Origin of the sequence: Chromobacterium fluminis (genome assembly GCF_011602385.1) — a bacterium.
GTDB lineage: Bacteria > Pseudomonadota > Gammaproteobacteria > Burkholderiales > Chromobacteriaceae > Chromobacterium > Chromobacterium fluminis.
The window spans coordinates 1-11,942 of sequence record NZ_JAAOMA010000077.1 but is presented as its reverse complement, the minus strand read 5'-3'; the positions used below and the strand labels follow the sequence as shown (position 1 = coordinate 11,942).

The 11,942-nt window shown below is 64.4% G+C and carries 9 protein-coding genes and 2 tRNA genes; 4 read left to right on the top strand and 7 right to left on the bottom strand.

Annotated features, from left to right (window positions below; genetic code table 11):
- From HA052_RS26015 to HA052_RS26000, 4 genes are all read right to left on the bottom strand, one after another.
- Positions 1 to 511: TolC family protein (locus tag HA052_RS26015; RefSeq protein ID WP_166454265.1), on the bottom strand; the 511-nt coding region annotated here is incomplete at its 3' end.
- The gene (locus HA052_RS26010; protein WP_166454264.1) at positions 504 to 3,638 is read right to left on the bottom strand and encodes an efflux RND transporter permease subunit; all 3,135 of its coding nucleotides are present in this window, start codon (positions 3,636 to 3,638) and stop codon (positions 504 to 506) included. The genes HA052_RS26015 and HA052_RS26010, both read right to left, overlap by 8 nt.
- A gap of 10 nt (positions 3,639 to 3,648) precedes the next feature.
- A complete protein-coding gene (locus HA052_RS26005) occupies positions 3,649 to 4,791 on the bottom strand; it encodes an efflux RND transporter periplasmic adaptor subunit (RefSeq protein ID WP_166454263.1) in 1,143 nt (380 codons plus the stop codon).
- 444 nt (positions 4,792 to 5,235) lie between these two features.
- A complete protein-coding gene (locus tag HA052_RS26000; RefSeq protein WP_081550929.1) occupies positions 5,236 to 5,988 on the bottom strand; it encodes a substrate-binding periplasmic protein in 753 nt (250 codons plus the stop codon).
- A gap of 396 nt (positions 5,989 to 6,384) precedes the next feature.
- Here HA052_RS26000 and HA052_RS25995 point away from each other — a divergent pair, with 396 nt between their 5' ends.
- Positions 6,385 to 6,822 carry an acyl-CoA thioesterase gene (locus HA052_RS25995; protein WP_166454262.1) on the top strand — a complete coding sequence of 146 codons (438 nt, stop codon included), beginning with the start codon at positions 6,385 to 6,387 and terminating at the stop codon, positions 6,820 to 6,822.
- 55 nt (positions 6,823 to 6,877) lie between these two features.
- Here HA052_RS25995 and HA052_RS25990 read toward each other — a convergent pair.
- From HA052_RS25990 to HA052_RS25980, 3 genes are all read right to left on the bottom strand, one after another.
- A tRNA-Ser gene (locus HA052_RS25990) sits at positions 6,878 to 6,968 on the bottom strand.
- Positions 6,969 to 7,041: 73 nt separating this feature from the next.
- Positions 7,042 to 7,132: transfer RNA gene (locus HA052_RS25985), tRNA-Ser, on the bottom strand.
- 62 nt (positions 7,133 to 7,194) lie between these two features.
- Positions 7,195 to 8,328 carry a GNAT family N-acetyltransferase gene (locus HA052_RS25980; protein WP_166454261.1) on the bottom strand — a complete coding sequence of 378 codons (1,134 nt, stop codon included), beginning with the start codon at positions 8,326 to 8,328 and terminating at the stop codon, positions 7,195 to 7,197.
- 74 nt (positions 8,329 to 8,402) lie between these two features.
- Here HA052_RS25980 and HA052_RS25975 point away from each other — a divergent pair, with 74 nt between their 5' ends.
- The 3 genes from HA052_RS25975 to lolA all read left to right on the top strand — a co-directional run.
- Positions 8,403 to 9,992 carry an NAD+ synthase gene (locus HA052_RS25975; RefSeq protein ID WP_166454260.1) on the top strand — a complete coding sequence of 530 codons (1,590 nt, stop codon included), beginning with the start codon at positions 8,403 to 8,405 and terminating at the stop codon, positions 9,990 to 9,992.
- 123 nt (positions 9,993 to 10,115) lie between these two features.
- Complete coding sequence (locus HA052_RS25970; RefSeq protein WP_166454259.1) at positions 10,116 to 11,222, top strand: hypothetical protein; 1,107 nt, start codon at positions 10,116 to 10,118, stop codon at positions 11,220 to 11,222.
- A 110-nt stretch (positions 11,223 to 11,332) separates the two neighbouring features.
- Positions 11,333 to 11,942, top strand: a 610-nt coding sequence (gene lolA / locus HA052_RS25965) for an outer membrane lipoprotein periplasmic chaperone LolA (protein ID WP_240937583.1), incomplete at its 3' end; no start/stop codon positions are given.

The following is an 11,942-nucleotide window of genomic DNA, read 5'->3' as shown; positions in this document are numbered from 1 at the left end:
AATAGGTCTGCGCGGTTTGCGCGGCGATCGCCAGCTTCGAACTGTCGCGGGCGAAGCGGCTGGCGGCGAAGTCGGCGCGCGCCGCCTCGTTGCCGCGGCGCAGCTTGCCCCACAGGTCCAGTTCCCAGGACGCGGTGAGGTTGGCGTTGCGCACGTCGCTGACCAGCGGCGCGCCCGGTGTGCTTGTCGCGGTCGAGGCGCGGCCGCGCTGATAGCCGGCGTTGGCGTTCAGCGCCGGCAGCAACTGGGCGCGGGCGATGCCGGCCTGGGCCGCGGCTTCATCTACGCGGGCGGCGGCGACGGCCAGGTCCTGGTTATGTTCCAGGGCCTCTGCGATCAGCTGGTCCAGCACCGGATCGTTGAACTGCGTCCACCAGTCCATGGCGATGGCCGGGTTCTGGGCCTGGGCGCTGTCCGGCAGCTCCAGTTTGGGGCGGCTGTAGTCGGGGCCGACCGCGCAAGCGGTCAGCGCCAGCGCCGCCAATGAGGGAATCAGGGCGCGTTTAAGCATGGTCGGTCTCCTCCGCCGCAGCCGGCTTTTTGCGCCGCTCCGACGCCTGCATGATCAGCCGGAAAAACAGCGGCACAAAGAATGTGGCGATGAAAGTAGCGGCCAGCATGCCGCCCACCACCGGGGTGCCCAGCGCGCGGCGGCTGGCGGAGCCGGCGCCGCTGGAAATCACCAGCGGCACGCAACCCAGGATGAAGGCCATCGAGGTCATCACAATGGGGCGGAAACGCAGCCGCGCCGCTTCCAGCGCGGCGTCCATCAACGGCAAGCCCTGCTGGCGCTGCTGCACCGCGAACTCCACGATCAGGATGGCGTTCTTGGCGGCCAGGCCCACCAGCGTGACCACGCCGATCTGGAAGTAGACGTTGTTGTCCTGATGGCCGATGACGGCGGCGAGCAAGGCGCCGAACAAGGCGAAGGGCACCGAGGTCACCACCGCCAACGGCAGGCTCCAGCGTTCATACTGCGCGGCCAGAATCAGGAACACCATCAGGATGCCGAACAGGAAGGCCATGGTGGCGGTGCCGCCGGCCAGTTTTTCCTGATAGGCGCTGCCGCTCCAGGCCAGCGCGTAGTCGTTGCCCAAGACTTGCCGGGTCACTTCTTCCAGCGCCTGGATGGCCTGGCCGGAACTGACGCCGGGCGCGGGCTGGGCCAGGATCTTGGCGGCATTGAAGATGTTGAAGCGGTCCACCAGTTCCGGCCCATAGCTGGATTTGACCTCCACCAGGCTGGACAGCGGCACCATCACGCCCTCGTTGGAGCGCACATAGATGTTGGCGATGTCCTCCGGCCGCGCGCGGAAATCCGCCTCGGACTGCAACTGCACTTTGTAAGTGCGGCCGAACTTGTTGAAGTCGTTGACGTAGAGCTGCCCGAAGGTGGCTTGCAGGGTGTCGAACACCTGGTTGATGTCCACGCCCAGCGCCTTGGTCTTTTCGCGGTCCAGGTCCAGGTATTTCTGCGGCACGTTGGCGCGGAAAGTAGTGGCTACGCTGGCGAACTCCGGCCGCTGCCGCGCCGCGGCCAGCAGTTTCTCCGCCGCCTGGCTGAGCTTTTGCGCGCCCTGGTCGCCTCGGTCCTGCAGATAGGCCTCCAGGCCGCCGGTAGTGGACATGCCGATGATGGGCGCCGGGTTGAAAGCGCTCATCACGCCGGTCTGCACGGTGCGGCCCAAGCGGTTGAACTCGGCGGACACGGAGAAGGAGTCCTCGCCCTTGGCCTTGCGTTGGTCCCAATCTTTTAGGGTGACGAAGCTGGTGCCGCGGTTGGTCTGCTTGGAGCCGGACAGGATGTCGAAACCGGTGAAAGTGGTGACGCTTTCCACATTGGGATTGGCCATCATCAGCCGGTCGAATTCCGCCGTGGCCTTGGCGGTGCGGGTCAGCGCGGCCGCGTCCGGCAAGGCGGTGCTGGCGAACAGCGAGCCCATGTCCTCATTGGGCACCAACGAGCCGGGCACTTTCTGGTACAAGCCGACCGTGGCCGCCAGAATGACGGCGATCAGGCCGAAAGCGACGCCGACGCGGCGATTGAGAAACAGCACGCCCAAGACGTAGCGGCCGGTCAGGCGCTCGAAAGCGCGGTTGAACCACTGGAAAAAGCGCGGCGGCTGATGATGGCCGGGCTTGAGCAACAAGGCGCACAGCGCCGGGGTCAGCGTCAGCGCGACAATGCCGGAGATGATCACCGACATGGCGATGGTGACGGCGAACTGCTTGTACATCACGCCGGTCATGCCGCCCATGAAGGCCACCGGCAAGAAGACCGCGCACAAGACCAGCACGATGGCCACCAAGGCGCCGGACACCTCTCCCATCGCCAGCACCGCGGCCTCCTTGGCGCTGCAACGCCGCTCGCTCATGATGCGTTCGACGTTTTCCAGCACCACGATGGCATCGTCCACCACGATGCCAATGGCCAGCACCATGCCGAACAGGGTCAACAGATTGATGGAAAAACCCAATAGCAGCATGCCGGCGAAGGTGCCGATCAGCGACACCGGCACCGCGATGCAGGGAATCAGCGTGGCGCGGAAATTCTGCAGGAACAAATAAACCACCAGAAACACCAGCACCGTGGCTTCAAACAGGGTTTCCACCACGCCGTGAATGGAGACCTTAACGAACTTGGTGGTGTCGAAGGGGATGGTGTAGTCCACTCCGGCCGGGAAGCGGCCCTTGAGTTCCTCCATCTTGGCGGCGATGGCGGCGGAGACCTTGAGCGCGTTGGCGCTGGGCTGCAGATAGGTGGTGATCCCGACGCTGGGCTTGCCGTTGCGGGTGCCGATCACATCGTAATCGTTGCCGCCCATTTCCACCCGCGCCACATCCTTGACGCGGATCTTGGAGCCGTCCGGCATCGAACGCACGATGATGTTCTCAAACTCCTTGGGTTCGCTGAGCCGGCCCTTGGCGTTGACGGTGTAGGTGAAGCTGATGGGCTCGCTGGTGGGCTGAGCGCCGATCTTGCCGGCGGCGAACTGAGCGTTCTGCTCGCGCACCGCCTTGGCCACGTCGGACGGGGTCAGGCCCAGCTGGGCCATGCGGTCCGGCCGCAGCCACAACCGCATCGCGTAATCCGTGCCGCCCATCATCGCCACATCGCCCACGCCGGGAATGCGCTTGAGCTCGTCCATCACGTTGAGCAGGGCGAAATTGGACAGGTAGTTGCGGTCGTACTGCCCGGTGGGCGAACCAATGGAGATCACGCTGAGCACCGAGGTGGACTTCTTGCGCACGGTGACGCCTTGGCGCTGCACCTCGTCCGGCAGTTGCTTCATCGCCGCCTGCACCCGGTTGTTGACGTCGATGGTGGCCTGGTCCGGATCGGTCCCCACGGCGAAATAGACATTGAGGCTGAGCTGGCCGTTGGAGGCGGCGCTGGATTGCATGTAAAGCATGTTTTCCACGCCGTTGAGCTGCTGCTCAAGCGGCGCGGCCACGGTTTGGGCGATGGTTTCCGGCGTGGCGCCCGGGTAATTGGCCGACACCGACACCACGGCCGGAACGATCTGCGGGTACTGCTCCACCGGCAGCGCGCGCATCGCCGCCAGGCCGGCCAGCACGATGATGATGGACAACACGCTGGCGAAAATGGGGCGATTTATGAAGAAACGCGAGAACATAAGCCGCTCCTCACGCCTTGGCCGGCGCGGCGGTCACCGGCTTGACCACCGTGCCGGGACGGGCTTGCATCAGACCATCGACAATCACCCGCTCGCCGGCCTTGAGGCCGGATTCGATCACCACCCGGCCACCCACCTGAGCGCCCAGCTTGACCATCTTGGCCTGTACCTTGTTGTCCGCGTCCACCACCATCAGTTGATTGTCGGCCTGAGCCTGAACCACAGCCTGCTCCGGCACGGTCAACACGTTCTTGCGCACGCCCAGGTCCAACAGCACGCGCACGAACTGGCCCGGCAACAGACGTTCGTCCTCATTGGGAAATTGCGCCCGCGCGCTGATGGTGCCGGTCTTGGGATCCACGCGGTTGTCGCGGAAATCCAGCTTGCCGCTTTGCGCGTAGACCCTGCCGTCCGCCAGGCGGATGCGCACCGGGTGGCTGGTCTGATCCTGAGCGCTGACCTGGCCGGTGGACAGGCTGTGTTCGTAATTGAGGCTGTCTTGTTCGGAGATGGAGAAATTGACGTAGATGGGATTGAGCTGGGAAATGGTGGTCAGCGGCTCGGCGGCGTCCACGCGGATCAGGCTGCCTTCGGATTGCACCTGCTTGCTGGTCAGGCCCGGAATCGGCGCGGCGACGCGGGTGTAATCCAGATTAAGCTGGGCTTCCTTGACCTTGGCGTCGGCGGATTGTTTGGCCGCCTTGGCGGAGTTCAGCGCCGCCACCGCGTTGTCGTAGTCCATTTTGGAAACCGCCTGTTCCTGGTACAGCGGACGGATGCGCTCCAGGTCGGCTTCGGCTTTTTGCAGCGCGGCCAGCTGCACCGCCTGCGCGCCCCTGGCCTGCCCCAGCTGCGCTTGGTACGGAGCGGGATCGATCTGGAACAGCATCTGGCCCTGCTTCACCGGCTGGCCTTCCACATAGGTGCGTTTGAGCAGAATGCCGCCCACGCGGGCTCTCACCTCGATATCGCGGTAACCGGCGGTTTCGCCCACCAGTTCCATGGTCATGGGCACGTCGCCGGGCGCGGCGGTTTCCACGGTGACTTGCGGCACGGCGGCGGCCTGTTGCTGCGGCGAGCCGCAGGCGGCCAGCCAAACGGGCGAGGACAATAGCAGAGCAAGCGACAATAGCTGTCGCGGCGAATAGCGCATTATTATTTCTCCATATGAGCGGGTATTCAGAATGGGCGGGCCAATCCAGGCGCAAGCGGAAACCTTGTCGGGGTCAAGCGGACTGCTCTGAACCAGGGGCGCGGCAGTCCTGTTTGGAAACGGCTTTAAACCGCCTCCCATTAGAACAGCCTGTTATGAAGGGTTTTTTTTGAAAACAGCCGTTTTTGTAAATTGCGGGTAAATTCACGGGAAAACGGTGTAAAAAGTTGTGAATGCGAATCAAATCCATAATGACGGACGCGACTCGCCGTTTTGGCGGTTTCCAGCCGCGCCGCCAACTGTCGCCATCGCTAAGAACGTGTTTACGATCTCGCGAGACAAGGCGAAAACGGCTGAAAAAGCGGAGTGGTCATACGGTACATGAGCATTTCGAGCTTGTTTTCAACGCCGTATCGCCGACGCGCAGCAGATCGTGAACCGGTTCTAAGGCAGAGGCTGGAAGGCTTCCAATAGACGCTCATAGCTGCCGTCCCGACGCATTGCGCTCAGGCCTGCCTCGAACTTCGCCGCGTTCTCCCTGCCCTTGGGCCGCGCCTTGGAAAAAGCCAGCCAAAAGCCATCCTGGCTGATGCTCCCCGCCTTGCGGACGCGGCCCGCGGCTGCGGGATTGCCGCGTATGCGCAACTGTCCGGGCCGCGCGTTCATCAAGATATAATCCACGCGTCGGGCCAAGAGCATGCGAATCAGATCGTCATCCGAGTGCGCCACGGATTTGATGATTTTGGCATCGCGCATAAAAACACTGGGATAGGTGTAGCCCTGGGTGATCCCCACCCTTCGTCCGGCCAAATCCCGCAGGCTCAGCCCGGCGTCAGCCGCGGCAAGCGAGAAGATGGCCAGCTCCTCGGTAAACATCGGCGTGGGATGCCACCAGAACTGCCCGCGATTGTCGTCGGTGATGGTGGCGCTGAGACAAGCGGCAACGCGGCCCACCCGCGCCAACATCAAACAACGCGCAAACGGCACCAGTACGAAACTGACCAAAACGCCCTGGCGACGGAAAGCCTCCCGCGCCAGTTGCGGCGCTAGCCCCTGCGCGGAGCCGTCGGCGCCGCGCTCCGAATACGGGGGCCAGTCATCCTCCACGGCAATGAGCAAAGATGAAGCCGATGCGGCCGCTTGCGCCGCCACGGTCAGCAGGGCCGCGCACAAGATTCGTCGAAACCACGCTTGCATCTGTATTCTCCCTCCCGCAACGACACGGCCCGACAAGTGACAAGCGCCGCGCGCCAACAATCACCCGATGCCAACGTACTGTTTCCTGGCCACGCGCGCGGCCACGCTTAATATCGACAGTTTCTCCAGCCAAGACACCCTCATCAGCGCCGCGGCCTTTCCTTTTCGGCGAAGCCGCGCATGAAAACCGCGAGCCCGTCGATCGAATCATCCTGAAACCGTATGACGCCGCAGGACGGCGTCCATCTTCCGCCGCACCGGGAACCGCCAGCCTCCTACGCCGCCACTTTAGCGGAAATGGAGTGCGGCAAAGCGCTTGACCCCCGCGCGCGGGCAATGCCAAGATCATGAACCGCCCCGCCTTCACGCTAACCGCTGCCGCTCGAGGAGATTGGTTTGGAACCGTTTTGCCATCCGCTGGAAGTGCGCTGGTCCGACTGCGACGCCAACCAGCACGTCCGCCATACCGCCTACGCCGATTTCTGCACCCATGCCCGCATCGAATGGCTGCGCGGCCAGGGCTTCGGCTTTGAACAATTTCAGGCGCTGGGGTTTGGCCCGGTCATTTTCAAGGAGTGGACCGAGTATTTCAAGGAACTGCGGCTGAGCGAACGCATCCACGTGCGCCTGGCCATCGCCGGACTGAGCCAGGACGGCAAGCGCTTCTGTATCCGTCACGAAATCTACAAGGAGGACGGCCGCCTGGCCGCGCGCCACGAGGTCAGCGGTTCCTGGATAGATCTGACGCTGCGCAAGCTGACCGCGCCGCCGCCGGAACTGAGCGCCATCTTCGCCTGGGCGGAGCGCACCGATGACTTCCAGGCACTGGATTAAGAAACGCCGAACGCAAAAAGCCCTGACTGAAATAGTCAGGGCTTTTTGCTTACTTTGGCGGAGAGGGGGGGATTCGAACCCCCGTTAGGGTATTACCCTAAACACGCTTTCCAGGCGTGCGACTTAAACCACTCATCCACCTCTCCGGAGGTGTCTTGCTTGTTTGCGCCGGCTGGACCGGAGCAATAAAAAAACCGCCAGGGCAGTTTTTGTCGATTCTGGCGGAGAGGGGGGGATTCGAACCCCCGTTAGGGTATTACCCTAAACACGCTTTCCAGGCGTGCGACTTAAACCACTCATCCACCTCTCCAGAATCCCCGTGAAACAAGGCGCTTGGCGTTTCGTTCACAGAGGCTGCGCAGTATATAAGCCCTATTCATCCGGCGCAAGTGTTTTGTAAGCGGAATGAGAAAAAAGGGCGTCGACATACTCGCCCACCCCTTCCCGTTCACGCCGCAGCCAGCCGGCGATCGCCGCGCGGAAACGCGGGTCGGCGATGTAATGGGCGGACCACGTCCGCTCCGGCTCGAAACCGCGCGCCAGTTTGTGCTCGCCCTGAGCGCCGCCTTCGAAACATTGCAGGCCGGCCTCGATCGCGTATTCCAGGCCCTGGTAGTAGCACAATTCGAAATGCAGGCAGGGAATATCGACCAGCGCGCCCCAGTAGCGCCCGTACAGCACGCCGCCCTGCTCCAGACACAGGCTGGCCGCTAGCGGCGCGCCGTCCCGCTCGGCGACGAACATCAGGCAATGCGAACCCAGCCGCTCCGCCAACAGCGCGAAGAAAGCCGGGTTCAAATAGGGCGCGGAGCGATGCTCCAGATAAGTCTGGCGGTAGCAGCGGTAGAAAAACGCCCAGTCCTCGGAACGGATGGCCTCTCCGCGCAGAGTCCGCACATTGACGCCCGCCTCCGCCACCTTGCGCCGCTCCTGACGGATTTTCTTGCGCTTGTCGCGGCTCAGCGTCGCCAGCAAGGCGTCGAAATCCGCGTAAGCGCGGTTGCGCCAGTGGAACTGCACGCCCTCGCGCAGCAGCCAGCCAGCCTCGCTCAGGGCTTGCGCCTCCTCCCGCGTGGGAAACAGCACGTGGGCCGAGGACAGGCCGTGCTCGTTCACGACCTGCTCCAGGCCGGCGATCAGTTGCGGCCAGACCGCCGCGTCGCCCAGCAGCCGGCGGCCGCCCACCGGGCTGAACGGCGACGCCACCACCAGCTTGGGATAGTATTGCAGCCCGGCGCGCGCATAGGCTTCGGCCCAGGCCCAGTCGAACACGTATTCGCCGCGCGGATGCCGCTTCAAATAGGCCGGCGCCAGCGCCTGCAAGCGGCCGTCCCGTTCCAGACCCAACGGCAAGGGCTGCCAGCCGCTGGCCTCGCCCACGCAAGCGGCCCGCTCCAGCGCTTCCAGCCACGGGCGTCCCATGAACAGATTGCCGCCCTCCCCCAGTCCCGCCCATTGTTCCGCGCTCCAGGCCCCCACTCCCTCATGCAATTGCAGCGACACCATGATTCCTCTCGGGCGTTTGCGCCGTCTATCAGGTAAAATTCCATCTATCTCGAAACATTCGGTTCCCTATCAAGATGCGTATCGCGCTCGCCCAGTTCAACCCCGTTGTCGGCGATATCGCCGGCAACACCCGCAAAATCCTCGACCTCGCCCACGCCGCCATCGCCCAGGGCGCGGACGTGCTGGTCACGCCGGAGCTGGCCTTGACCGGCTACAGCCCGGAAGACCTGCTGCTGCGCGACAGCTTCTACCGCGCCTGCAGCCAGGCGCTGGACGAGTTGCTGGAACTGGACGGCATCACCCTGGTGGTGGGACACCCGGCCCGGATGGGCGCGGAGCGTTTCAACGCCGCCACCGTGTTGCGCGACGGCAACCGCCTGGGCCAGTATCACAAAATGCTGTTGCCCAACGACGAAGTGTTCGACGAGTGCCGCTATTTCACCCCCGGCGCGGCGCCCCTGGTGTTCCAGCAGGGCGACGCCAAGGTGGGCGTGCTGATCTGCGAGGACGTCTGGTCGGTGGACCCGGCCGCCGAGGCCGCGGACGCCGGCGCGGACGTGGTGGTGGTGCTCAATGCCTCGCCCTTCCATCGCAACAAGATTGAAACCCGCCATGACGTGGTGCGCTTCCGCGCCGAGGAAACCGGCCTGCCCTTCGCCTACGTCAACCTCACCGGCGGCCAGGACGAACTGGTGTTCGACGGCGCCTCCTTCGCCGTCAACCGCGCCGGCGAGGTGGTGGCCCAGGCCGCCGCCTACGACGACGAACTGCTGATCGTCGACTTCGACGGCGATCTGCTGCCCGGCGCCAAGGCGGCGCTGCCCGGCCCGCTGGAAAGCGTCTACCGCACCCTGGTGACCGGCGTGCGCGACTACATCGGCAAAAACGGCTTCCCCGGCGCGCTGCTGGGCCTCTCCGGCGGCATAGACTCCGCGCTGACGCTGGCGGTGGCGGTGGACGCGCTGGGCGCGGACAAGGTGCACGCAGTGATGATGCCCTCGCGCTACACCGCGGACATCTCGGTGACCGATTCCCGCGACATGGTGAACCGCCTGGGCGTGAAGTACGACGAAATCGAAATCTGGCCGATGTACGAAAGCTTCGTTCAGGCGCTGGCGCCCAGCTTCGCCGGCCTGGCCGAGGACACCACCGAGGAAAACCTGCAGGCCCGCATCCGCGGCACCCTGCTGATGGCGCTGTCCAACAAGAGCGGCAAACTGGTGCTCACCACCGGCAACAAATCGGAAATGACCACCGGCTACTGCACCCTGTACGGTGACATGGCCGGCGGTTTCGCCGTGCTCAAGGACGTGGCCAAGACCCTGGTGTTCGAACTGTGCCGCTGGCGCAACCTGCAAGGCGAGATCATCCCGGAGCGCATCATCACCCGGCCGCCGTCGGCGGAATTGCGCCCGGACCAGACCGACCAGGACAGCCTGCCTCCCTATGAAGTGCTGGACGCCATCATGGCGCGCTACGTGGAGGAAAACCTGTCCGCCGACGCCATCATCGCCGAAGGCTACGCCGAGGCCGACGTGCGCCGCGTGGTCCGGCTGCTGAAGATCAACGAGTACAAACGCCGCCAGGCGCCGGTGGGCCCGCGCGTCACCCACCGCGGCTTCGGCAAGGACTGGCGCTACCCCATCACCAATAAATTCAGTTGACGCCCGCCGCCGGGGCCGCCCCGCCCCTCGCATGACATAGGCGATGCCGGATGCGTTAAACTGTCCGGCTCGCGCCGGACCGCCCCCACCCGCCCGGCGCAGAATCTCGCTCAAGGAAACACCATGCGTCTGAAAAAATCGGGACTATGCGCCGCGCTGTGCGGCATCGCGCTGCTGACCGGCTGCGTCTCGCCGCTCGCCAACAAGAGCGCCGACCAGGCCGTCCGCAAGATCATGCTGCAAAACTGGAACAGCAAGGGCTACAACATCGACGCCGACATCGGCTTCGACGAACTGAACGTCGCCGACGTCGACAAGGTCAAGGAAGACGGCGGCCAGCTGGAACAGGCCGCCGCCTCCGCCGCCGATCAAATCGCCCGCAGCATGCGCCTCAACGTCAAGGCCGCGTTGGACGTGCCGGGCGGCAAGCTGGAACTGATTCCGGCGCTGCGCCTGGAGCGCCGCAACCTGCTGACCAGCGTGCAACTGCCGCTGCAATTCCACGCCAAGGACCTGTCCTTGCTGGTGGACCCCTCCGCCGCCTACCTGTTTGTACCGGAAATGCAAGCCTACGAGGGCAAGTTCCTGCGCGTGCGGCTGCCGCAACGCGTGGCCGACAACTTCCCGCTCCAGGCCATGTACCAGGCCATGCCTAAACTGCTGGACGAAGCCTACGCCAAAGTGGACAAACAGGCGTTTAGCTTCCAACCGCTGGACCCGCGCGCGGCGGAACTGGGCGCGCGCTACCGGCTGCGCATCGCCATGAGCCGCGCCCAGGAAAACCAGCTGGCTTCTCACATCATCGCCGGCCTGATCCAGGTGGCGCGCCAGGAGGCCGCGCGCAAGCCGCAGATCAAACCCGGTCCGCTGGGCAGCGAAAGCCTGCTGCAGTTGATAGACAGCCTGATCAAGGCCTCCGACGCCAATCCGCTGAACAGCAGCACCGTCAGCGATCTGTACGTCAGCCGCGGCGGCGACCTGCTGGCCATCCGCCAGACCATACGCTTCGACAGCCCGCGCTTCCGCGGCCAGGCCCACGCCGACATCCGCTACAGCAATCTGGGCAAGCCCGTGTTCGCCTTCCAGCCCGCCGAGGCGGACATCCTGGACCTGGAACGCCTGGACAAACCGGAATGGCTGAAATCGCTGGGCCTGGCCTTGCACGCCCTCAACCAGCCTCCGGCGGCCGGCGACGAAGCCGCGGCCGTGGAAAACGCCGCCCCGCAATAATCGCTAACAAACCAGCAAGGCCGCCGGCCCGCGCGAGGAAACCCCGCGCCGCGCCGGCGGTCCCATCTTGGTCACGCGGCCCGAGCCGCCCACCGCAAGGATTTCCCCGCATGAAGATGAAACCGATCTCCGCCACACTCATCCTCGCCGCCCTGGCGCTGCCGGCCGCCGCCAACGCCGCCGCCGTAGCCCAGCTAAAGGCCTTCGTCGCCGGCAACAAAACCCTGAGCGCCGACTTCAAGCAAGTGGTCAGCAACAAGAACAAGCGCGAGGAAGCCAGCGGCCGGCTGGAAATCGCCCGCCCCGGCAAATTCCGCTGGGAATACAGCAAGCCCTATGAACAATTGATCATCGGCGACGGCAAGACACTGTGGGTTTACGACAAAGACCTGGCGCAAGTCACCCGCAAGGCGCAAGGCGCGGCGCTGGGCTCCAGCCCCGCGGCGCTGCTGGCCGGCAGCAACGCCATCGAACAGAACTACCAGTTGAAGGAAGCCGGCAAGACCGGCGAAGTGGAATGGCTGTCCGCCAGCCCCAAGCAGGCCGACAACAGCTTCAGCGCCATCCGCATGGGCTTCAGGGCCAATATGCTGGTGGAAATGGAACTGACCGACAGCTTCGGCAACCACACCAAGGTCAGCTTCAGCGCGCCGCAGCAGAACCCCCCGCTACCCGCCGCCCGCTTCGCCTTCGTCCCGCCCAAGGGAGTGGACGTGGTCA

Bases quoted from the DNA above. Each gene is read 5' to 3' on its own strand.
- HA052_RS26000 (WP_081550929.1), bottom strand. From the start codon at position 5,988: ATGCAAGCGTGGTTTCGACGAATCTTGTGCGCGGCCCTGCTGACCGTG.
- HA052_RS26010 (WP_166454264.1), bottom strand. From the start codon at position 3,638: ATGTTCTCGCGTTTCTTCATAAATCGCCCCATTTTCGCCAGCGTGTTG.
- HA052_RS26005 (WP_166454263.1), bottom strand. From the start codon at position 4,791: ATGCGCTATTCGCCGCGACAGCTATTGTCGCTTGCTCTGCTATTGTCC.
- HA052_RS25975 (WP_166454260.1), top strand. From the start codon at position 8,403: ATGCGTATCGCGCTCGCCCAGTTCAACCCCGTTGTCGGCGATATCGCC.
- HA052_RS25970 (WP_166454259.1), top strand. From the start codon at position 10,116: ATGCGTCTGAAAAAATCGGGACTATGCGCCGCGCTGTGCGGCATCGCG.
- HA052_RS25980 (WP_166454261.1), bottom strand. From the start codon at position 8,328: ATGGTGTCGCTGCAATTGCATGAGGGAGTGGGGGCCTGGAGCGCGGAA.